The organism is Mesorhizobium sp. SP-1A (genome assembly GCF_032460275.1).
GTDB lineage: Bacteria > Pseudomonadota > Alphaproteobacteria > Rhizobiales > Rhizobiaceae > Mesorhizobium.
Window position 1 is genome coordinate 300,272 of record NZ_JAVXZD010000001.1, and the last position, 20,673, is coordinate 320,944.

Consider the following 20,673-nt stretch of genomic DNA (forward strand, 5'->3'; position numbering starts at 1 on the left):
CCTGCCTCGGGCGGGCTTCGCCGGCGCCGTCAAAGCGTCTCATTAAAATTTCCTCGTCAGCAAACCTTTGAAACAGAACGAAAAGCCGCCGCACCCTTCGGTCGCGGCGGCTCTTTTGCGGGTGACGGAAGCCTTCGCCGGAAGGACCTGTTAACCATCGCTTCCTATGTCTCGGGAGACGTTCAATCGGCGAGTCTTGGGTATGGCCTCCATGCATCTTTCTCGGGCAAATCTTTCCGCTGCGTCCGCCTGCGAGCAGGACGGACCCCATCGTCTCGAGGAATCGCAAGGGCATGCCGCGACGCTCCCGCCGGCCGCCTCGGCACATGTCGTGGCGCTGCGCGAGCCCGCTCGTCCGGCGCCGACGGACGCGCGTGCCGGTCCGCATGATTCGGCCGTCGGTGAGGGCGAAGGTCCCTTGCCTGCCTGGCAGAACTATTTCTTCCTCGCGCCAAATGTGCGCTTTACCCGCACGCCCGACTACGACCACGCAAAGCGGCAAGCATCGCAAGACGTGGACGACCAGGGCGGGGCAAGCGATGCGGCGGCGGCGGCCGAGCCGATCGAACCGCATTTCGCGCCGAGTGGAGCATCCGTCCCTATTCCTGCGGCACCGGCCCGCATGGATCCGGATGCCGCCGTTGCGGCGCAGGCCGCCAAGGTGGCGCCAGCCGCGTCCCGTCGCCCGCAGCCGCCCGCCGGGCAGCCGGCGACGGATCGCGCCGCCGGCACCGCCGCGCAAGTCGCCGCCGTGTCATCGAGGCACCACGCCGAAGGCGCCCGCTGGTCCTATCTTTCCGACCATGCCTTCTTCGAGTTCGGCATGCCTTTCCTGGCCGAGCGCCTTTCCCGGGCCCGCCCGAACGATGCAGCGCGTGTCTCCGCCGCCCCGGCAACAGTGCATCGGCCGGCCTCGGCGGAGCTACGTCCGGCTGCGGCTCCGGTGCGGCAGGTGCCGGCCCAGGCTGTCGCGCCTCAAACCATGTCGGCGGTGGATGTCACCTCGCTGTACCGCATCGTCGAATGGAATTTCGGAACGCCGGAAGTCCCCACCGCCCTGGTGCAGACCTCGGCGCCCGTGCAATCTCCGGTCGGAATTGCGCCGGACGAGACCGCGCCTCAGGCGGCACAACCCGCCCCGGCCACCCCGGCCGCCCCGGCTCCGGCTGCGCGCAATGTCGAGATCACCATGCCGGCCCCGCGCGCACCGTCGCTGCCGATGGCCGGCAAGGTCGCACGGGTGCTGTCGGGGGAAGGCTATGAGTTTCCGTCGGAGGAACTGCTGCAACTTCCGCCCGAGGGCCAGGGCTTCTACATGTCGCAGGAGCGGCTGGAGCAGAATGCCGACCTTCTGGAAAGCGTGCTCGAGGATTTCGGCGTCAAGGGCGAGATCATCCACGTCCGCCCCGGGCCGGTGGTCACCCTTTACGAGTTCGAGCCGGCGCCGGGCGTGAAGTCCTCGCGCGTCATCGGCCTGGCCGACGACATCGCGCGCTCCATGTCCGCCGTTTCCGCACGCGTCGCAGTGGTTCCGGGCCGCAACGTCATCGGCATCGAACTGCCCAACGAGACGCGCGAGACGGTCTATTTCCGTGAGCTGATCTGCTCGGACGGCTTCCGCCGCACCAGCGCCAAGCTGGCCCTGTGCCTCGGCAAGACCATCGGCGGCGAGCCGGTCATCGCCGAACTCGCCAAGATGCCGCATCTGCTGGTGGCCGGCACCACGGGTTCGGGCAAGTCGGTCGCCATCAACACCATGATCCTGTCGCTGCTCTACCGGCTGAAGCCGGAGGAGTGCCGCCTCATCATGGTCGATCCGAAGATGCTGGAGCTTTCCGTCTATGACGGCATCCCGCACCTGCTCACGCCCGTGGTCACCGACCCCAAGAAGGCGGTCACCGCGCTGAAATGGGCGGTGCGCGAGATGGAGGACCGCTACCGCAAGATGGCGCGGCTCGGCGTGCGCAACATCGACGGTTACAACCAGCGCGCGGCGGCCGCCCGCGACAAGGGCGAGACCGTCGTCATGCAGGTGCAGACGGGCTTCGAGAAGGGCACCGGCGAGCCGCTGTTCGAGGAACAGGAAATCGATCTCGCGCCGATGCCCTACATCGTCGTTATCGTCGACGAGATGGCCGACCTGATGATGGTCGCCGGCAAGGAGATCGAAGGCGCCATCCAGCGCCTGGCGCAGATGGCGCGCGCCGCCGGCATCCACCTCATCATGGCCACCCAGCGTCCGTCGGTGGATGTCATCACCGGCACCATCAAGGCCAATTTCCCGACCCGCATCTCCTTCCAGGTCACGTCGAAGATCGACAGCCGCACGATTCTGGGCGAACAGGGCGCGGAGCAATTGCTCGGCCAGGGCGACATGCTGCACATGGCCGGCGGCGGGCGCATCGCCCGCGTCCACGGCCCCTTCGTATCCGACGAGGAGGTCGAGCATGTCGTGGCGCATCTGAAGACCCAGGGCCGGCCGGAATATCTGGAAACGGTCACCGCCGACGAGGAGGAGGAACAGCCTGAGGCCGACCAGGGTCCGGTGTTCGACAAGGGCGCGATCGCTGCGGAGGACGGAGACACGATCTACGAGGACGCCGTCAAGGTCGTGATGCGCGACAAGAAGTGCTCCACCTCCTATATCCAGCGCCGTCTCGGCGTGGGCTACAACCGTGCCGCCTCGCTGGTCGAGCGCATGGAGAAGGAGGGTCTCGTCGGTGCGCCCAACCATGTCGGCAAACGCGAGATCCTGCTCGGCAAGCGCGATCATGCGGCCGATCGCGACGATCTGGACTGATCGTCGCTGGCCGGCCTCATGGCCAGCCGTTTCGTTCGGCTTCGCGAATTCATGACCTGGGGCGGGCGGGGGTATCCCGCCCATTACCGGCCGCTTGCCGTCAGGCGACCAGCCCCGGCATGATCTGGCGTATCTTTTCGATCGGGACGGGATGTCCCGTGAGGAAGCCCTGCACCAGATGCACGCCCAGATGCTGCAGCACCATCTGCTGCTCCATCGTCTCGACGCCCTCGACAAGCACGATGTGGCCAAGGTTGCGCAGCAGCCGGACCATATCCTGCAGGAGGCTGAAGCCACGGGCCGTCTCGCATTCGTTCAGGAAGCCGCGATCGATCTTCACGACGTCGAACTTGAAGCGGCGCAGCGATGCCAGCCCGGCATATCCGGTGCCGAAATCGTCCAGCCAGATCTGGACGCCCATGTTGCGGAGTTGCTCGATGTTCCTGATCGCCTGCGCCTCCAGGAAGATGTCGCTGCCTTCGGTGATCTCCAGCGCCAGCCTCTGCGGCGCGAGGCCATGACGGCCGAGAATTTCGGCGACCCGCAGCCAGAAATTCGGTGCCTTGAGCTGAACCACGGAGACATTCGCCGACACGACCGAGCCCAGCCCGTATTGTTTCATGTCGCTGCAGGCCTGGTCGATCAGCCATGTTCCGAGTTCCACGATGGCGCCGGTGCGTTCGGCCACCGGAATGAAGACGGCCGGACTGATCGCGCTGCCGTCGAAATCGCGCAGCCGCATCAGCGTTTCGTGCCCGATCGCCTTTCCCGACACCGCATCGCAGATTGGCTGGTAGGCGACGGATACGAGCTGCCGGGAGATGGCGAGCTGCAAAAGCTCCGACAGGTTCTTGCTGGAACTGTCCTGGTCGGTGGCTTGGGGATCGTAGATCGTGAACGTCGCGCGTCCGGCGAATTTGGACGCATAAAGCGCCCGGTCTGCTTCCTGCAACAGGGTGCGAAGTTCCATGCTCTGGTCGGCCCGCGTCAGCGTGGCGCCGGCGCTGATCGTGACGATGTTGAGCTTATCGTCCCTGTCGGGATGCGCTATCTGCAGGCCGTCGACGGCACGGCAGAACTGCCGGGTGATCTCCTCGAGATGCCCGCGGCTGCTGACCTTGCACAGGATGACGAATTCCTCGCCGCCGTAGCGCGCGGCGATCGCGTTGTTCGCGTCCGCCGTTTCCGAGAACGTATGGGCAAGCCGGATCAGGCAGTCGTCGCCGGCCTGATGCCCCAGCCGGTCGTTGAACTTCTTGAAATGGTCGACGTCGATGAGGACGACGCCGATCTCATGGTCGTCCTTGGCCCATTCCTCACGCAGTTCGGGAAATTCGCGCGTGATCGCCCGGCGGTTCTTCAGTCCGGTGAGCGGGTCCGTATCGGCGATCTCGAACAGCTTTTGTCCCTTTTCGATGGCGGCCTGTTCCTGGAATTGCGCCCGCAGTGCGTGCAGGAAGGTCTGGTACCGCTCCAGGCTGAGGCGCCAGGACAGATAGAGCGACAGCACCAGCGAATTCGCGAAATAGACAGCCATCACGATGCGGCCGACCAGATCGGCATCAAGGGCGAACAGCGCCGCGCCGATGAAAACCGCGGCCACCGTCGCCGACGAAACGACCGACAACCAGAAGCGGAAGTTGAAGAACAGGTTCGCGCCAAGGATGAATACCGTGCCGAAAACCATGAAAATGGACAGGGCCGCTTGGTATTTCGTTCCAAGCGCGATCAGAAGCCACCCCACCGCGCCGCATACGATCGCCGATGCGGCCAAGAGATGCAGCATCGGCAGCGGCGCATTGCGGCGGGCGCCGATCTCGACCAGCGCCAGGAAGCTGAAGCCTATCGCCACGCGTGCGATGATGAGGCGGATTGCGACGTCCGGGAACAGGAACCAGTCGAAGAGCCCATAGGCGACGTAACTGACCACCGCCGCCAGGATGCCCCAGCGCACCACCTTGCGGTTCTGTTCCGCGTTGCGTTGCGCCAGCAGGGCCAGAAGCGTGGGGTCGGCCGGCTTCCACCGCGGCCGGGCCATCGCATCGACCACTTTTTGCGCAATGTCCGTGCTCAGTTGCATCGCAATGCTCCTTCGCGACTGCCGTCGCGTCGAGGAATCGGACCGGCCATTGTGCAGAGCGCAGACATAGCTGCCAGCATCACAAACGGAATGTCGCTAACCGAGTGTTAAACGGGCAGTGAATTGCCTTCAATGCGGCGACGATGGCTAAATAAGCTAAATTTTATGAAAATACTTCGTATCTTTTAACGAAGCCCCTATAGTTCGCGCCGGGGTGGATCGAAAGGGGATATCGCATGTCGAATGCAGAGCTGAAGCTCGACCAGTACAGTCTTGTGACCGCCAAGCTGATCAAGCAGCATGGGCCGGCATCGGAAGGCGTTGCCGATGCGGACGAATTGAGGGACGCGACCGCGCGTCTGGCGCTTGCGCTGAACCTCGCGCACCAGGCTTTCGTGCGGCAACAGCCGGCCGCCGTGATCGTCGAGCGTCTCGCCGGGCGCCTGCACGAACTTCGCGGAACGACCAGCCCGGCAGTCTGGCAGCAGCTGATCCCCCTGGCCCAGCAGCATCGTGTCGCTGAATATCTGATGCAGGATCCGTTCACGCGCTGGTCCTGCGAGAAGCCGCGCGGCTATTCGGGCGATGCCGGCCTGCTCGACATCTATTACAAGCATCCCGCGGCCGCGGAAGAGGTCGCGTCGTCCACTGCGCTCGGGCGCGAGATCTACGCCTATACCAGCGAGGCGGCGAGCTCCGTCGCGGGACGCGAGCGGCGCGACATATTGGCAAAAACGGTGGACGAAACGGCCGACCGGGTCGAAAACGCGGAAATCCTGGCGATCGCCTGCGGCCATTTGCGCGAGGCCGAGCTTTCCGAAGCCCTTGCCCGGGGCAGGCTGAAGCGTTGGGTCGGTCTCGATCAGGACCCGACCAGCGTGGGCATCGTCACCCGCGACCTGGCCGGCACGGCGGTGTCGGCAGTGGACGGCTCGGTGAAGGGCATCCTGCGCCGCGCTTATGATCTCGGCACCTTCGATCTGGTCTATGCGTCGGGACTCTACGACTACCTGCCGCGCGCGATCGGCATCCGCCTGCTGCAGAGGGCCATGGAGCTGGTCAAGCCGGGCGGCGAATTCCTCTTCGCCAATTTCAGCGACGAGATCACGACCGACGGCTATATGGAAACCTTCATGGATTGGCCGCTGATCCTGCGCTCTGCCGACGACATGTGGGACATCATCAACGCCGCGGTCGACAGGAACCTCGTGGACGCCGAAGTGTACTACGGAACCAACCGCAACATCGTCTACGGCAAGATACGCAAACACGCCTCCTGAGGCGCCACGGCCCGGTAAGGGGCGCTGGACGGCGCCCCGCAAGGCGCTACGGCACCGCAATTCCAGCGTCGGAACCTTTCAGGAAGCCAACCTTGAGCTGGCGGGCCTTCGGCGCCGCTCGTTCAAGGATCGTTGAACACCAGCTGCGGCGAGCCGGCGCCAGGCGCGAGCGCCCGCTGCAGCAGGTCCTCGACATGCGCGTTGCGGGCGCGGGCGGTGTCGGCGCCCATCACGACCACGACCAGGCGCCGGCCGTCGGCATCGTAGGAAGTGACGATGTTGAAGCCGGAAGCGCGGATATAGCCGGTCTTGATGCCGTCCACCCCATGCACGCGGCCGAGCAGGTCGTTGTGGCCGCGCACCAGCTTGCCGCGGGACATGAAGTCGGTGGCCGAGAAATAATAATAATATTGCGGGAAACGCTGGCGCAGCGCCAGGCCCAGCACCGCCATGTCGCGCGCGGTCGTGTGCTGGTCGTCGTCCGGCAGGCCCGACGCGTTGCGGAACACCGTATTGAGCATGCCGATCTGGCGCGCCTTGGCCGTCATGGCCGCGGCGAAGGCCTCCTCGCTGCCGCCCAGATATTCGGCCACCGCGACCGCCACGTCGTTGGCGGATTTCACCGTCAGCGCGCGGATGGCCGAATCCACGTCGAGGGCCTCGCCCGGCCGGAAACGCAGCTTGGTCGGCGGCTGCGAGGCGGCGTGCGCCGACACCGGAATGAGCGTTTCCTTGGTGACGCGGCCCGAATCCATCGCCTCGAACAGCAGATAGAGCGTCATCATCTTGGTCAGCGAGGCCGGATAGCGCGGCGAGGTCGAGTTCATCTCGAACAATTGCTTGCCGGTTTTTGCATCGACCACGATGGCGGCGTATTTTTGCGCCGGCGCGGGCACCGCCAGCACCGCTTCGGGCGGACTGGTCGTGGCGCAGCCGGTCATCGCCACGGCGAACGCGGCAACCAGAAGACATCTCAGGGCGAACAGGAAGAAGTGCGGCTTCGGCAAGGCTGTCGTTCTTGGTGGGAAGGTCTTGAAATGCGGCAGGCAATTGCGCGAGCCTAGCCCAGCATTGCTTTGCCGTCCATTTCACTCGCCCCTTCAGACAGGACTGTGCCCAGCTTTCGAACGGGCTTGCGCGGCGGCAACCCGTCGCGCTTTGCTTGCGCGAGCCAACGAATCGGTGGACCCCATGGAAACGATCGCCATCCGGGCAAAGGGAATATCGGTCGCGCTTGACCCGGCGGTCGGCCATCTCGCCGATTTCACGGTCGAGGCGGGGGAGCGCATGTTGCGCCCGCTGCACCGCGCGCCCTGGCTGGACGAGCCGCGCGAAAGCCTTCCCGAAAACCTGCCCGACGGCGTGCTGCGCCTGTCCGGCGATTTCCTCTGCGCGCCGTTCTCGCGCAGCGACGTGGAGGAGGCGCCGCTGCATGGCTGGCCGGCCAACAGCCCATGGGACCTGATCGAAAGCGCCTCGACCGGCGACGGCCGGCGCGTTGTCTTTCGCCTGCGCCGCAAGGTGATGGGCGCCACGGTGGAGAAGACGCTCATCCTGCGCGACGGCCACCCGTTCCTCTATCAGGAACATGCCTTCATCGGCGGCTCCGGCGCCATTTCCGTCGCGCACCATGCCATGACGGTCATGCGCGAAGGCGGCCGGCTCGCGTTTTCGCCGAAGCGCATGGCCGCCACGCCCGGCGACCCGCTGGAGCCCGATCCCGCGCGCGGGCGTTTTCTGCTGGCCTATCCGGCGCGCAGCGGCGATCTTTCCCGCTTCCCGGCGGCGGCCGGTGGCGATGTGGACCTTGCCGATTATCGGATGGATCGCCGTCACGAGGATTTCGTCACGCTCGTCGAGGCCGATCATGGCGGCCCGGGCTGGACGGCCGTGGCGCGCCGCGCCGAGCGCGACCTGGTCCTGGTGCTCAAGAACGCGGCCGAACTGCCCGTCACCATGCTGTGGATCAGCAACGGCGGACGCGACTATGCGCCGTGGAACGGCCGCCATCGCGGTGTGCTGGGCATCGAGGACGGGCGCACGGCCATCGGCCACGCCGCTTCGCTGGGCGACAACTGGCTGAAGCGCGAAGGCGTGGCCACCGCGTTCGATCTTTCGCCCGGCGGTCGCGTGGCCTTTCGCCAGGTGATCGGCGTCGTGCCGTTGGAAGCGGAGACCCCTCCGCTGTCCATCGCGATGCACCCGGAGCGGCTGAGCCTGGAGATGCCGGGCGGCAAGGCGAGCAACGTGCCTTTCGACGGCGGTTTTTTGCGCGTCGGCACGACCTGAGTCCGTCCGGGCTTGCCGCCGCAACGGATTTTTCGGAAGCTGTCGCGGGATGGGGAAACGCGGAGCGTGTCATGTCGGAAATCGCCACCATCGCCGCAACCATCTTCAAGCGCGCCGGCAAGGCGAAGCGCTTCGTCGTCGCCATTGCCGGCCCGCCCGCTGCCGGCAAGTCCATGCTGTCGGCCGCCTTGCACGACGTGCTGCCGGAAGGCGCGGCCGAAATCGTGCCGATGGACGGCTTCCATTATGACGATGTCGTGCTGGAAAAGCGCGGCCTGCGCTCACGCAAGGGCGCGCCCGAAACCTTCGACTTGGCCGGATTCGAGGTGTTGCTGAAGCGCATCCGCGCCGGCGAGCCGGATATCGCCATTCCGGTCTTCGACCGTTCCGTCGAATTGTCGCGCGCCGCCGCAGCCACGATCGGCGGCGACGTCCGCTTCATCCTGGTGGAAGGCAACTACCTGTTGCTGGACGAGGAGCCGTGGTCGCGGCTGGCGCCGCTGTTCGACTTCACCATCTTCCTCGACGTGCCGCGCGGCGAGCTGGAACGGCGCCTGCGCCAGCGCTGGCAGGAACATGGCCGCACCGAAGACGATGCGCTGGCCTGGATCGCTTCCAACGACATGCCCAATGTCGAGCGCGTGCTGGCGCGCCGTCGCCCCGCGGATCTCGTCCTGCACGAAGAGACGGGCTGAGGCGGCGCGCTCGCACTGCCTGCGCAACTGCAATCAGGGTTTGGCCGGAATGTTCAGCCCGCGCTGCACGGCCGGGCGCGCGAGGCCGCGCTCCAGCCAGGCGGCGACATTGCCGAAATCGGCGTAGCCCACCAGCTCGCCCGCGCCGTAGAAGCCGACGAGGTTGCGCACCCAGCCCAGCGTGGCGATGTCGGCGATGGTGTAGTCGCTGCCCATGATCCAGTTGCGTCCGTCCAGCCGCTGGTCGAGCACGCCGAGCAGGCGGCGGGACTCGGCGACATAGCGCTCCAGCGGGCGCTTGTCGGCGATCTCGCGCCCGGCGAATTTGTGGAAGAAGCCGACCTGGCCGAACATCGGGCCGATCGCGGCCATCTGGAAGAACACCCATTGGATGCATTCGTAGCGCCGCGCGGCGTCGGTGGGCAGCAGCTTGCGGGTCTTTTCGGCAAGATAGAGCAGGATGGCGCCGGATTCGAACAGCGCCAGCGGCTCGCCGTCCGGGCCGTTGGGATCGATGATCGAGGGGATCTTGCCGTTGGGATTGAGCGACAGGAACTCCGGCGTCCAGGTTTCGTCCTGTCCCAGGTTGATGTAGTGCGGCTCGTAGGGCAGGCCGGTCTCTTCCAGCATGATCGACGCCTTCACGCCGTTGGGCGTCGGCGTGGAATAGAGCTGCAGGCGGTCGGGGTGCTTGGCGGGCCAGCGGGAATTGATCGGGAAGGCGGAGAAATCGGCCATCTGGAACTCCTCGAAGCCGGACGAGGCCGTCTATACGGCCTTGAATGCCAGCACCGCATTGGTGCCGCCGAAAGCGAAGGCGTTGCTGAGCGCGACCCTGACCTTGCGTTCGCGCGCCACGTTGGGCGTCACGTCGAGATCGCACTCCGGGTCCGGCTCGCGATAGTTGGCGGTCGGCGGCACCAGGCCCTCGCGGATCGCCATCACGCAGGCGATCATCTCCAGCGCGCCCGAGGCGCCGAGGCAATGCGCGTGCATGGATTTGGTCGACGAAATCGACATCCTGTAGGCGTGTTCGCCGAAAACGCGCTTGATCGCCGCCGTTTCGATCTGGTCGTTGGCCTTGGTGCCCGTGCCGTGGGCGTTGAGGTAATCCACGTCCTCGGGCTTCAGCCCGGCATCGGCGAGGCAGGCGCTCATCGCCGATGCCGGCCCGTCGACCGTGGGCGCCACGATGTCCGACGCGTCGGCCGACAGGCCGGCGCCGGCGATCTCCCCGAGGATCGTCGCCCCGCGCGCCCTGGCGTGCTCGTAGCTCTCCAGAACGGCCATGCCCGCACCTTCGCCCAGCGCCAGCCCCTGGCGGTCGGCCGAGAACGGCCGGCAGGTTTCGGGGGCCAGCACGCGCAACGCCTCCCATGCCTTCAGCACGCCCCAGATCAGCGGGGCGTCAGAGCCGCCGGCCAGCATCACGTCGGCGCGGCCGAGCCGGATCTGGTCCACGGCCGAGGCCAGCGCGTGGTTGGCCGAGGAGCAGGCGGACGTCACGCCGAACACCGGCCCGCGCAGGTTGAGGTTAATGCTGACCTGTCCCGCGGCGGCGCCCGGCATCACCTTGGGCACGGTGAAAATGCCGGCCCGGTTCCTGCCTTCCAGCAAGAGGGCGCGATAATTCTCCTCGATCGCTTCCCAGCCGCACACGCCGACGCCGACGGTGGCGCCCATGCGGTAGCTGCCGGCGTCGTCCGGCGCCAGGCCCGATTGCGCCATGGCCTCGCGCGCCGCGATGACGGCCAGAAGGCTGAAACGGTCCATGGAAACGAGTTGCTTGCGGTCGATGCCGTGGTCCGGCAACGCCTTGATCTCGCTGCCGACCCTGACCTTCAACTCGTGCAGTTCGTTGTTCTCGATGGGGCCGATGGCGGAACGCCCGGCACGCATCGCCTCCCATATGGAAGCGGCGTTGGTGCCCAGGCCGCAGATGCCGCCTATGCCGGTGATGACGACGCGCTGGGACATGTACGTCGTCAGGCTTTTTTATTGATGAGGCCGCGCACCGCCTCGACCATGTCACCGACGTTCTTCAGATTGCTCCAGGCATCGACCGTGTTCATCTCGATCTCGATGCCGTAGGCCTCCTCCAGGTCGAAGATGATCTCGGTCAGCTCCAGCGAATGGATGCCGAGCGCCGTCAATTCGGTGTTGGTCGTGATTTCCTCGCCGCCGGGCTCGGCATGCGCCTTGATCTTGTCGATGATCTCGTTTGCCAGCTCGTCAGCCATCCGGTTCCTTCCCCAAAAAGCCTATCCCGATGCGACGCTGACGCGCCCGAACGCCCCTTCAAGGCTCTGACCGATATTCTTGCAGGCACCGAAAGGTCCGATTTCTCTATAGGAACGGAAATGCTGCGAGGCAACAAGCGATATCGTTCGGCGCGCCGAACCATCTTCAACCCGCCGGTTTTGCCGCGGCGTAGATGACGACGCGCCCGGAGGTTCCGAAATCCACGGCAACCACGTCCTGCGCCTGCACGCGCTGGGATTCGATGGCGTGATACAACAGCGCGTTGGCCTCGATTTCCTGTCTGAGTTGGGTGATCTCTCCCTCATGCTTCTTCAGGCTGCCCTCGATCCTGGGCGGCAGGCCGCCGCCCTTCTCGCGGGCCGCGTCGCTGAGGAAGACGATGTCCACCCGCCCCGTACTTGAGGTCTTGCGCACCGCGCTGAGCGCCTCGGCGGTCTTTTCGATCGCCGCCACCACCTTGTCTTCTTTGGCCGCGGCCGTCGTCTCTTCCTGTTTGACGTCGGCGCCGACGATGGCCTTCTCCGTATTGCTGCCCAGCGCCTGCGCCATGGCGGGGACCGTCGCCGGCGCGAGGAAAAGAACTGTGAAGGCGGCTGCGATTATGCGATGCAAGAATATTTCTCCCTGGTTTGGGCATGGCGAAACACGCCGTGTCGCAAGGACCGGCGATCCGTCTTTCGGAAACGGCAAGCCGGTCGCAAGGTTCCGCTCCCGTTGGAAAGGGTCCGGACGATTGACATCACGTTCAATTGTGCTCCTTCTTCGGCAGGATCGGTAACGGTCGCCACGGAGCCACGGCAGAGAGGGAGCTATGGCGCAGGAAACGGCGATTTCCGCCCACGACATCTTTCCGCACATCCGCATCGTCATGGGCATGGTGATCGGTCTCGGCGTCACCCGCCTGCTTTCCGGGCTCGCCCGCCTCGTGCAGCATCCCGGCCAGTACCGGCTCTATCCGGTCCATCTCGCCTGGGTGGCCTCGGTGCTGCTCATGCTGGTGCATTTCTGGTGGTGGGAGTTCGGCCTTTACCGGGTCGAGGCGTGGATCTTCGGCAAATATCTTTTCATTATCTTCTATGCCGTCACCCTGTTCCTCCTGTGCGCGCTGCTGTTTCCCGACAGCATGCAGGACTACCGCAGCTACAAGGATTATTTCTACGCGCGGCGGGGCTGGTTCTTCGGCGTGCTTGCCGTCACCTACCTGCTGGACGTCATCGACACGCTGTTGAAAGGCGCGGAGCACTTCGCCCGCTTCGGCCACGAATATCTCATCCGGACACCGCTGTTCGTGGGGCTGTGCCTCGCGGCCGTCCTCGTGCGCGACCGCCGTTTCCACGTCGCCTTCGTGGCGTTCACGTTGATCTACCAGATCTCCTGGATATTGCGCCTGTTCGACAACATCATCTGAACCGCCGGTGTGCTGGACCAGCGCTTTGCCGTTGCGGTCGCCGCCGCACGCAGGCATCCTTGCTGCCAGACGGAGGAGTTGCCCATGAGCCTTGCCAGCCTGAAGAAGGAAGTCCTGACCAACCTGCCTTTCTACGAGGAACGCGTGGACATGGCCTGCGCCTTCCGCTGGACGGCGCGGCTCAACATGCACGAGGCGGTGGCCAACCATTTCTCGCTGGCGGTGAACGAGGACGGCACGCGCTTCTTGATGAACCCGAACCAGGTGCATTTCTCGCGCATCAAGGCGAGCGATCTTCTGCTGATCGACGCCAACGATCCCGAGACGCTGTCGGGCCCGAACGCGCCCGATCCGACCGCCTGGGGCCTGCACGGCGCGATCCATCGCAATTGTCCGCATGCGCGCTGCGTCATGCATGTGCATTCGATCCACGCCACCGTGCTGGCTTCGCTGGCGGATTCGACCCTGCCGCCGATCGACCAGAACTCGGCAACGTTCTTCCGCCGCCATGTCGTGGACGCCAATTATGGCGGCCTGGCCTTCGAAGAGGAGGGCGAGCGCTGCTCGGCGCTGCTCGCCGATCCGAAGCACAAGGTCATGGTGATGGGCAACCACGGCGTTCTGGTGATCGGCGACACGGTGGCCGACGCGTTCAACCGCATGTTCTATTTCGAGCGCGCTGCGGAAACCTACATCAAGGCGCTGTGGACGGGCAGGCCGCTGCGCGTGCTTTCCGACGAGATCGCGGAAAAGACCGCTTCCGAGCTGGATGATTATCCCGGCCAGGCGGAGCGGCACCTCGCCGAGCTCAAGGCGATCCTGGACGAGCAGGAGCCGGCCTACCGCAACTGATCGGTTTTCCGCCCGGCTTGGCCGGTGCCGCGAAGCAGAGCCTCATGAATCCGAAACGCGCCGGGCGGCGCGCGTCAGAGCCCCAGTTCGGCCCGCAGCATTTCGGCGCTGTCGATGACGATGGCGCCGAGGGGCCCCGCCATGGGCTGCTCCGGCCAGAACAGGGTGCGCATTCCCGCGGCCAGCCCGGCCAATGCGCCGGTCACGCTGTCGTCCACCGCCACGGCATGGCCGGGATCGACGCCGGCCAGCCACGCCGCGCGCAGGAACGGCTCCGCATGAGGCTTGCCTTCGCGCACGTCGTTGCGGCTCACCGTCTTCATGCCCGCATGGGCAAGGCCGACGGTGCGCAGATTGGCGTCCACGATCAGCCGGTCGGAATTGGAGACGACGGCCTGTGGCACGCCGCGCGCGCGTAGTTCCTTGTAGATCTCGATGGCGCCCGGCCTCGGCTGCAATCCGCCGACATTGGTGAGATAGAAATTGTATTTCAGCGCGATCCATTCCTCGAAGGGCAGGCTCAGGCCGAATTCGTCGCGCATCATGGCGTAGACATGGGCGGCCGTCTGCCCGAGCACGCGCTGGTGCAGGTCGTCGGGCGGCGAGAGGCCGACGCTCTTCATCGCCGACACCAGCGCGGCGTCGTGCAGGGGCTCGCTGTCCACCAGCGTGCCGTCCATGTCCCAGAAAACCGCTTGCGGCATCATTGGCGTTTCCTTTCATGGGCCTCATAACGCATTGCCGGCGTCGGCGCGACGCGTTTCTCGGCCTGCCGGTCGCGACGGGCTTCCGATCCGCCGGACGGTTGGCTAAAGCTTGTGGGCAATGCCCGCCAGCCGCCGTTCGTCCGGCATCGCCGTTGTGAGCAATTGACGCATGAACTAGATAATTGCGCAATACGCAATTGTTTGCGAATGTATATGACTGGAGGACGGTGCGATGAACGCGCGGCAGGAAAGCGGCAGCACGAGGCTTGATGACGCGGCCCGCGCCGGCTGGCTCTATTATGTCGCCGGCAACACGCAGGACCAGATCGCCGCCAAGCTCGGCACTTCCCGCCAGACCGCGCAGCGGCTGGTGTCGCTGGCCGTCTCCGAGGGGTTGATCAAGGTCCGCGTCGACCATCCCATCGCGCAATGCCTCGAACTTGCCGAGCGGCTGCGGACGCGCTTCGCGCTGGATCTGGTCGAGGTGGTGCCGAGCGACCCCGAATCCGCCTCCACCACCATCGGCATCGCCGAGGCGGCCGCCGCCGAGATCGAGAGGCGCCTGCGCTCGGAAACGCCCATCGTCATGGCCATCGGCACGGGCCGCACGCTGAAGGCGGCGATCGAGCAACTGCCGCCCATGGAGTGCCCGCAGCACAAGGTCGTGTCGCTGACCGGCAACATCTCGCCGGACGGCTCCGCAGCTTTCTACAACGTCATCTTCACCATGGCCGACCGCATAAAAGCGCGTTCGTTTCCAATGCCCTTGCCGGTCATCGCCTCCTCTCCGGAGGAGCGGGAAATGCTGCTCAGCCAGCCCATGATCCAGCCGACGCTGGAATTGGCGGCCCGCGCCGACGTCACTTTCGTCGGTATCGGCGATCTCGGACCCAGGGCCCCGCTCTATGAGGACGGCTTCATCTCCGAGGCCGAACTGAAGGCGCTGCAGAAGGCCGGCGGCATCGCCGAGATCGTCGGCTGGGTGTTCGACCGCGACGGCAGGCTGATCGACGGCATCACCAACGACCGCGTCTCCTCCGCGCCGCTGCCCTCGCGCGAGAAATCGCTGGTGATCGCGCTGGCCATGGGCGAGCGCAAGCTGCCCGGCATCCTTGCCGCCGTCACCCGGCGGCTGGTCAACGGCCTCATCACCGACGAGCGCACCGCCGCCGCCCTGGTCGACTGACCCCCCATATCTGCCCTTGGTCGTATCTCGTTCGGTTCAAGCCAATGGACGACTTTGCCGTCGCCCGTGCGTTCGGGCGTCGCCTCCCAGCCGCGCGGCCGTTCGCCTTGCTGCGCCGCAGCAACGAATCCGTCTTGACATAAATCACGGAGAATGAGTAATTGCTCATCAGAAAGGCAAATGCTCATTTCGCTTTTGGGAGGATTTTGATGAGACTGCGCACCTTCATGCTCGGCTTGTGCTCTGCAAGCCTGTTTGCCTTCGCCGCCCATGCCGAAACGATCACCATCGCCACGGTCAACAATGGCGACATGATCCGCATGCAGAAGCTGACGGACGACTTCAAGAAGAAGAATCCGGACATCGACGTGCAATGGGTGACGCTGGAGGAGAACGTCCTGCGCGAGCGCGTCACCACCGATATCGCCACCAAGGGCGGGCAATACGACATCGTCACCATCGGCAACTACGAGGTGCCGATCTGGGCCAAGCAGAGCTGGCTGCTCGCCCTCGACAATCTCGGCAAGGACTACGACGTCGACGACCTGCTGCCGGCCATCCGCGGCGGCCTGACCGTCGACGGCAAGCTCTATGCCGCGCCGTTCTACGGCGAGTCCGCCATGATCATGTACCGCACCGACCTGTTCGAGAAGGCCGGGCTCAAGATGCCGGAGAAGCCCACCTGGGACTTCATCGGCGATGCGGCGCGCAAGCTCACCGACCGCTCGGCCGGCGTCAGCGGCATCTGCCTGCGCGGCAAGGCCGGCTGGGGCGAGAACATGGCTTTCCTCACCGCCATGGACAATTCCTTCGGCGGCCGCTGGTTCGACGAGAAATGGCAGCCGCAGTTCGACCAGCCCGAATGGAAGAAGACCATGGACTTCTACGTGAAGCTGATGAAGGACGCCGGACCTGAGGGCGCTTCCTCCAACGGCTTCAACGAGAACCTGACGCTGTTCCAGCAGGGCAAGTGCGGCATGTGGATCGACGCCACCGTGGCGGCGTCCTTCGTGTCCGATCCGAAGAACTCGACCGTCGCCGACAAGGTCGGCTACGCCATCTTCCCGGACGAGGGCACCAGTAATCACGGCAACTGGCTGTGGTCGTGGAATCTCGCCATCCCGGCCTCCTCGCAAAAGGCCGCCTCGGCGGAGAAGTTCGTCGCCTGGGCGACCGACAAGGCGTACACCGAACTGGTCGCCTCCAAGGAGGGCTGGGCTTCGGCACCTCCCGGCACCCGCACCTCGCTCTACAAGAACCCTGAGTACCAGAAAGCGGCGCCTTTCGCCGCGCCGACGCTGGCGGCCATGGACGCGGCCGACATCACCAAGCCGAGCGTCAAGCCGGTGCCCTATACGGGCGGGCAGTTCGTGGCCATTCCCGAATTCCAGGGGCTCGGCACCACGGTCGGCCAGCTCTTCTCGGCGGCGCTCGCCGGGCAGATGTCGGTGGACGACGCGCTGGCGCAGGCCCAGCAGGTCTCTGTGCGCGAGATGACCAAGGCCGGCTACATCAAATAAGGCCCCTCCCGGTGCCTTGGCCGTCCGGAGCCCGGTCCGGGCGGCCGCCTTGGCGTATTTTCGATACGGTCGCGAGGTTGAAACCATGGCCACCCGACAGACCCGCACGCTGGCGCGTTTCATGATGGCGCCGTCCGTCATCCTGCTGCTGATCTGGATGATCGTGCCACTGGCGATGACGCTGTGGTTCTCCTTCCTGAACTACAATCTGCTCAATCCGGTCAACGTCAATTTCGCCGGCCTGATCAACTATCGCTTCTTCTACACCGATCCCGCCTTCTTCCAGTCGATCCGGAACACGCTGGTCATCGTGGTCGGGGTCCTGCTGATCACCGTCATCGGCGGCATCGCTCTGGCGCTGCTGCTCGACCAGCCGATGTTCGGCCAGGGCATCGTGCGCATCCTGGTCATTTCGCCCTTCTTCGTCATGCCGCCGGTCGCGGCGCTGGTGTGGAAGAACATGATCATGCATCCCGGCTACGGCATCTTCGCCTCGATCTCGCGATCGCTCGGCATGCAGCCGGTGGACTGGTTCGCTGCCTATCCGCTGTTCTCGATCGTGCTGATCGTCGCCTGGCAATGGCTGCCTTTCGCAACGCTGATCCTGCTGACGGCGCTGCAATCGCTCGACGGCGAGCAGATGGAGGCGGCCGAGATGGACGGCGCCGGCGCCGTCAGCCGCTTCATCTACCTGACGATCCCGCACATATCGCGCGCCATCACCGTGGTCATCCTCATCCAGACCATCTTCCTTTTGGCCGTCTATGCGGAGATCCTCGTCACCACCAATGGCGGCCCCGGCTACGCCTCCACCAACCTGCCGTTCCTGATCTACCGCACCGCCCTGCTCGGCTACGACGTGGGCGGCGCCTCGGCCGGCGGCATCATCGCGGTCGTGCTTGCCAACATCGTCGCGTTCTTCCTGATGCGCGCTGTCGGCAGGAACCTGGATCGATAGGGAGAAGAATCATGGCGCGCTCCGTCTCGACACGCAGCAGGATCGGCTGGACCGTCGCGGCCTGGGTGGTTGCGCTGCTGATCTTCTTCCCGATCCTCTACACCATCGTCACTTCCTTCAAGACCGAGCCGGAGGCGATCGCGGGCTTCAACCTGATCCCCTCCGGCACGCTGGACAGCTACCGGGAGGTGCAGGCGCAGTACAACTATTTCAAGCCCTTCTTCAATTCGGTCATCCTGTCGGTCGGCTCCACCGTCCTCGCGCTCATCGTCGCCATTCCGGCGGCATGGTCCATGGCGTTCTCGCCCACCAAGCGCACCAAGGACATCCTGATGTGGATGCTCTCCACCAAGATGATGCCGGCCGTCGCCGTGCTGGTGCCGATCTATCTCATCTTCCGCGACTGGGGCCTGCTCGACAGCCGCATCGGCCTCACCGTGATGCTCACCCTCATCAATCTGCCCATCGTGGTATGGATGCTCTACACCTATTTCCGCGAGATCCCGGGCGAGATCCTGGAGGCGGCGCGCATGGACGGCGCCACGCTCTGGGGCGAAATCGTCTATGTGCTGACCCCGATGGCCGTGCCCGGCATCGCCTCGACGCTTCTGTTGAACATCATTCTGGCCTGGAACGAATCCTTCTGGACGATCCGGCTCACCACCGCCAACGCCGCGCCGCTCACCGCCTTCATCGCCTCCTTCTCCAGCCCGCAGGGGCTGTTCTGGGCCAAGCTCTCGGCGGCTTCGACGCTGGCCATCGCGCCGATCCTCGTCATGGGCTGGTTCTCGCAGCGCCAGCTGGTGCGCGGGCTGACCTTCGGCGCGGTGAAATAGGAGAGGAACGACATGGGCAACATCGTCCTGAAGAACGTCAGCAAGTCCTTCGGCGCCACCACCATCATTCCCGACATCGATCTTGCGATCGAGGACGGCGAGTTCGTGGTGTTCGTCGGGCCGTCGGGCTGCGGCAAGTCCACGCTGCTGCGCCTGATCGCCGGGCTTGAGGATACCAGTTCCGGCACCATCATGATCGACGGCCGCGACGTGACCGCCGAGGCGCCGGCGAGGCGCAAGCTGGCCATGGTGTTCCAGTCCTATGCGCTTTATCCGCATATGACGGTGGCCAAGAACATCGCCTTCCCGCTCAAGATGGCGGGCGAGAGCAGGGAGGTCATCGACAAGAAGGTGGCCGACGCCGCCCGCGTGCTCAACCTGACCAACTATCTGGAACGCCGGCCGGGACAGCTCTCCGGCGGCCAGCGACAGCGCGTCGCCATCGGCCGCGCCATCGTGCGCCAGCCTTCGGCGTTCCTGTTCGACGAGCCGCTTTCCAACCTCGACGCGGCCTTGCGCGGCACCATGCGGCTCGAGATTTCCGAACTGCACCACCAGCTCAAGACCACCATGATCTACGTCACCCATGACCAGGTCGAGGCCATGACCATGGCCGACAAGATCGTGGTTCTGAACGCCGGCAATATCGAGCAGGTCGGCTCGCCGCTGGAGCTTTACCGCAAGCCGGCGAACCTTTTCGTCGCCGGCTTCATCGGTTCGCCGCGCATGAACTTCGTGGAAGGCCCCGCGGCCGCGAAACATGGCGCGAAGCGCATCGGCATCCGGCCCGAGCATATCGCCATCTCGACCACCGAAGGCGAGTGGAAGGGCACCGTCGGCGTGGCGGAACATCTGGGCTCCGACACCTTCATCCACGTCCACACCGACCACGGCACCATCAATGTGCGCGCCGACGGCGAGGTTGGCGTCAGCCACGGCGATACGGTCTATCTCACGCCCGATCCGCGGCGCGTGCACCGCTTCACGGCCGAGGGGAAGACGCTGTGATGCGGCTTGCGGGCAAATCGGCGCTGATCACCGGCTCGGCGCGCGGTATCGGGCGGGCCTTCGCCGAAGCCTATGTGCACGAGGGCGCGACCGTCGCCATCGCCGATATCAACCTCGATGCGGCGGAAAAGACGGCCGGCGAGATCGGCGACAAGGCTTATGCGGTCAGGCTCGACGTCACCGACCAGGCCTCCATCGACGCTGCGGTGAGGCAAGTCGAGCACCGGGCCGGAGGGCTCGACATCCTCATCAACAACGCCGCGCTGTTCGACGCCGCGCCCATCGTGGAGATCTCGCGGGCGAGCTACGAGAAGCTGTTCTGCGTCAACGTCGCGGGCACGCTGTTCATGCTGCAGGCGGCGGCGCGCTCCATGATCGCGCGCGGCAAGGGCGGCAGGATCATCAACATGGCGAGCCAGGCCGGACGGCGCGGCGAGCCGTTGGTAGCGGTCTATTGCGCCTCCAAGGCCGCCGTCATCTCCATCACCCAGTCGGCCGGGCTCGACCTCATCAAGCACCGCATCAACGTCAATGCCATCGCGCCGGGCGTGGTCGATGGTGAACATTGGGACCATGTCGATTCCCTGTTCGCCAAATATGAGAACCGGCCGCTCGGCGAGAAGAAGAGGCTGGTTGGCGAAGGCGTGCCCTATGGGCGCATGGGCCGGGCGGAAGACCTGACCGGCATGGCCGTGTTCCTGGCCAGCGACGAGGCCGAATACATCGTCGCCCAGACCTACAATGTCGACGGCGGCCAATGGATGAGCTGACGCCGTCGGGAGGATCGCGAAC

The 20,673-nt window shown here is 65.2% G+C and carries 19 protein-coding genes; 12 read left to right on the forward strand and 7 right to left on the reverse strand.

Annotated elements, in window-relative coordinates:
* Positions 1-202: 202 nt before the first annotated feature.
* Positions 203-2,800: a DNA translocase FtsK gene (locus QU595_RS01425; protein ID WP_410000462.1), complete on the forward strand. Its 2,598-nt coding sequence runs from the start codon at positions 203-205 to the stop codon at positions 2,798-2,800.
* 100 nt (positions 2,801-2,900) lie between these two features.
* Here the strand turns inward: QU595_RS01425 and QU595_RS01430 are convergent, their stop codons facing one another.
* Positions 2,901-4,880 carry a putative bifunctional diguanylate cyclase/phosphodiesterase gene (locus QU595_RS01430; RefSeq protein WP_315918474.1) on the reverse strand — a complete coding sequence of 660 codons (1,980 nt, stop codon included), beginning with the start codon at positions 4,878-4,880 and terminating at the stop codon, positions 2,901-2,903.
* A 236-nt stretch (positions 4,881-5,116) separates the two neighbouring features.
* Here QU595_RS01430 and QU595_RS01435 point away from each other — a divergent pair, with 236 nt between their 5' ends.
* Positions 5,117-6,160 carry a class I SAM-dependent methyltransferase gene (locus QU595_RS01435; RefSeq protein ID WP_315918475.1) on the forward strand — a complete coding sequence of 348 codons (1,044 nt, stop codon included), beginning with the start codon at positions 5,117-5,119 and terminating at the stop codon, positions 6,158-6,160.
* A 122-nt stretch (positions 6,161-6,282) separates the two neighbouring features.
* On the opposite strand, the gene QU595_RS01440 is transcribed toward QU595_RS01435, so the two are convergent.
* On the reverse strand, positions 6,283-7,101 hold the full coding sequence (locus QU595_RS01440) for a D-alanyl-D-alanine carboxypeptidase family protein (protein ID WP_315920642.1): 819 nt from the start codon (positions 7,099-7,101) through the stop codon (positions 6,283-6,285).
* Between the two features lie 250 nt (positions 7,102-7,351).
* Between QU595_RS01440 and QU595_RS01445 the strand changes: the two genes are divergently transcribed.
* Both QU595_RS01445 and QU595_RS01450 read left to right on the forward strand, forming a co-directional pair.
* Positions 7,352-8,449 (forward strand): hypothetical protein, encoded by a 1,098-nt coding sequence (locus QU595_RS01445; RefSeq protein WP_315918477.1) that lies wholly within the window; start codon positions 7,352-7,354, stop codon positions 8,447-8,449.
* Positions 8,450-8,520: 71 nt separating this feature from the next.
* Complete coding sequence (locus tag QU595_RS01450; protein ID WP_315918478.1) at positions 8,521-9,144, forward strand: nucleoside triphosphate hydrolase; 624 nt, start codon at positions 8,521-8,523, stop codon at positions 9,142-9,144.
* Between the two features lie 33 nt (positions 9,145-9,177).
* Here the strand turns inward: QU595_RS01450 and QU595_RS01455 are convergent, their stop codons facing one another.
* The 4 genes from QU595_RS01455 to QU595_RS01470 form a co-directional block, all read right to left on the reverse strand.
* On the reverse strand, positions 9,178-9,882 hold the full coding sequence (locus QU595_RS01455) for a glutathione S-transferase N-terminal domain-containing protein (RefSeq protein ID WP_315918480.1): 705 nt from the start codon (positions 9,880-9,882) through the stop codon (positions 9,178-9,180).
* A 30-nt stretch (positions 9,883-9,912) separates the two neighbouring features.
* Positions 9,913-11,121 carry a beta-ketoacyl-[acyl-carrier-protein] synthase family protein gene (locus QU595_RS01460; protein ID WP_315918481.1) on the reverse strand — a complete coding sequence of 403 codons (1,209 nt, stop codon included), beginning with the start codon at positions 11,119-11,121 and terminating at the stop codon, positions 9,913-9,915.
* Between the two features lie 8 nt (positions 11,122-11,129).
* Positions 11,130-11,384 carry an acyl carrier protein gene (locus QU595_RS01465; RefSeq protein WP_315918482.1) on the reverse strand — a complete coding sequence of 85 codons (255 nt, stop codon included), beginning with the start codon at positions 11,382-11,384 and terminating at the stop codon, positions 11,130-11,132.
* A gap of 166 nt (positions 11,385-11,550) precedes the next feature.
* Positions 11,551-12,018: a hypothetical protein gene (locus tag QU595_RS01470; RefSeq protein WP_315918483.1), complete on the reverse strand. Its 468-nt coding sequence runs from the start codon at positions 12,016-12,018 to the stop codon at positions 11,551-11,553.
* A 199-nt stretch (positions 12,019-12,217) separates the two neighbouring features.
* Here QU595_RS01470 and QU595_RS01475 point away from each other — a divergent pair, with 199 nt between their 5' ends.
* Entirely contained in the window at positions 12,218-12,814 is a 597-nt protein-coding gene (locus tag QU595_RS01475) for a hypothetical protein (RefSeq protein ID WP_315918484.1), read from the forward strand.
* An 84-nt stretch (positions 12,815-12,898) separates the two neighbouring features.
* Positions 12,899-13,666 carry a class II aldolase and adducin N-terminal domain-containing protein gene (locus QU595_RS01480; protein WP_315918485.1) on the forward strand — a complete coding sequence of 256 codons (768 nt, stop codon included), beginning with the start codon at positions 12,899-12,901 and terminating at the stop codon, positions 13,664-13,666.
* A 74-nt stretch (positions 13,667-13,740) separates the two neighbouring features.
* Here the strand turns inward: QU595_RS01480 and QU595_RS01485 are convergent, their stop codons facing one another.
* Positions 13,741-14,373 carry an HAD family phosphatase gene (locus QU595_RS01485; protein WP_315918486.1) on the reverse strand — a complete coding sequence of 211 codons (633 nt, stop codon included), beginning with the start codon at positions 14,371-14,373 and terminating at the stop codon, positions 13,741-13,743.
* Between the two features lie 232 nt (positions 14,374-14,605).
* Between QU595_RS01485 and QU595_RS01490 the strand changes: the two genes are divergently transcribed.
* The 6 genes from QU595_RS01490 (at position 14,606) to QU595_RS01515 (ending at position 20,651) form a co-directional block, all read left to right on the forward strand.
* Positions 14,606-15,559, forward strand: a complete 954-nt coding sequence (locus QU595_RS01490; RefSeq protein ID WP_315918488.1) for a sugar-binding transcriptional regulator — start codon at positions 14,606-14,608, stop codon at positions 15,557-15,559.
* A 209-nt stretch (positions 15,560-15,768) separates the two neighbouring features.
* Positions 15,769-17,079 carry a sugar ABC transporter substrate-binding protein gene (locus QU595_RS01495; RefSeq protein ID WP_315918489.1) on the forward strand — a complete coding sequence of 437 codons (1,311 nt, stop codon included), beginning with the start codon at positions 15,769-15,771 and terminating at the stop codon, positions 17,077-17,079.
* An 85-nt stretch (positions 17,080-17,164) separates the two neighbouring features.
* Entirely contained in the window at positions 17,165-18,037 is an 873-nt protein-coding gene (locus QU595_RS01500) for a sugar ABC transporter permease (protein WP_315918491.1), read from the forward strand.
* A gap of 11 nt (positions 18,038-18,048) precedes the next feature.
* The gene (locus QU595_RS01505) at positions 18,049-18,873 is read left to right on the forward strand and encodes a carbohydrate ABC transporter permease (RefSeq protein ID WP_315918493.1); all 825 of its coding nucleotides are present in this window, start codon (positions 18,049-18,051) and stop codon (positions 18,871-18,873) included.
* 12 nt (positions 18,874-18,885) lie between these two features.
* On the forward strand, positions 18,886-19,881 hold the full coding sequence (locus QU595_RS01510; protein WP_315918494.1) for an ABC transporter ATP-binding protein: 996 nt from the start codon (positions 18,886-18,888) through the stop codon (positions 19,879-19,881).
* A complete protein-coding gene (locus QU595_RS01515) occupies positions 19,881-20,651 on the forward strand; it encodes an L-iditol 2-dehydrogenase (protein ID WP_315920644.1) in 771 nt (256 codons plus the stop codon). Before QU595_RS01510 ends, QU595_RS01515 begins: the two co-directional genes overlap by 1 nt.
* Positions 20,652-20,673 lie beyond the last annotated feature (22 nt).

Bases quoted from the DNA above. Each gene is read 5' to 3' on its own strand.
- QU595_RS01425 (WP_410000462.1), top strand. From the start codon at position 203: ATGGCCTCCATGCATCTTTCTCGGGCAAATCTTTCCGCTGCGTCCGCC.
- QU595_RS01430 (WP_315918474.1), bottom strand. From the start codon at position 4,880: ATGCAACTGAGCACGGACATTGCGCAAAAAGTGGTCGATGCGATGGCC.
- QU595_RS01435 (WP_315918475.1), top strand. From the start codon at position 5,117: ATGTCGAATGCAGAGCTGAAGCTCGACCAGTACAGTCTTGTGACCGCC.
- QU595_RS01440 (WP_315920642.1), bottom strand. From the start codon at position 7,101: ATGACCGGCTGCGCCACGACCAGTCCGCCCGAAGCGGTGCTGGCGGTG.
- QU595_RS01445 (WP_315918477.1), top strand. From the start codon at position 7,352: ATGGAAACGATCGCCATCCGGGCAAAGGGAATATCGGTCGCGCTTGAC.
- QU595_RS01450 (WP_315918478.1), top strand. From the start codon at position 8,521: ATGTCGGAAATCGCCACCATCGCCGCAACCATCTTCAAGCGCGCCGGC.
- QU595_RS01455 (WP_315918480.1), bottom strand. From the start codon at position 9,882: ATGGCCGATTTCTCCGCCTTCCCGATCAATTCCCGCTGGCCCGCCAAG.
- QU595_RS01460 (WP_315918481.1), bottom strand. From the start codon at position 11,121: ATGTCCCAGCGCGTCGTCATCACCGGCATAGGCGGCATCTGCGGCCTG.
- QU595_RS01465 (WP_315918482.1), bottom strand. From the start codon at position 11,384: ATGGCTGACGAGCTGGCAAACGAGATCATCGACAAGATCAAGGCGCAT.
- QU595_RS01475 (WP_315918484.1), top strand. From the start codon at position 12,218: ATGGCGCAGGAAACGGCGATTTCCGCCCACGACATCTTTCCGCACATC.
- QU595_RS01480 (WP_315918485.1), top strand. From the start codon at position 12,899: ATGAGCCTTGCCAGCCTGAAGAAGGAAGTCCTGACCAACCTGCCTTTC.
- QU595_RS01485 (WP_315918486.1), bottom strand. From the start codon at position 14,373: ATGATGCCGCAAGCGGTTTTCTGGGACATGGACGGCACGCTGGTGGAC.
- QU595_RS01490 (WP_315918488.1), top strand. From the start codon at position 14,606: ATGAACGCGCGGCAGGAAAGCGGCAGCACGAGGCTTGATGACGCGGCC.
- QU595_RS01495 (WP_315918489.1), top strand. From the start codon at position 15,769: ATGAGACTGCGCACCTTCATGCTCGGCTTGTGCTCTGCAAGCCTGTTT.
- QU595_RS01500 (WP_315918491.1), top strand. From the start codon at position 17,165: ATGGCCACCCGACAGACCCGCACGCTGGCGCGTTTCATGATGGCGCCG.
- QU595_RS01505 (WP_315918493.1), top strand. From the start codon at position 18,049: ATGGCGCGCTCCGTCTCGACACGCAGCAGGATCGGCTGGACCGTCGCG.
- QU595_RS01510 (WP_315918494.1), top strand. From the start codon at position 18,886: ATGGGCAACATCGTCCTGAAGAACGTCAGCAAGTCCTTCGGCGCCACC.
- QU595_RS01515 (WP_315920644.1), top strand. From the start codon at position 19,881: ATGCGGCTTGCGGGCAAATCGGCGCTGATCACCGGCTCGGCGCGCGGT.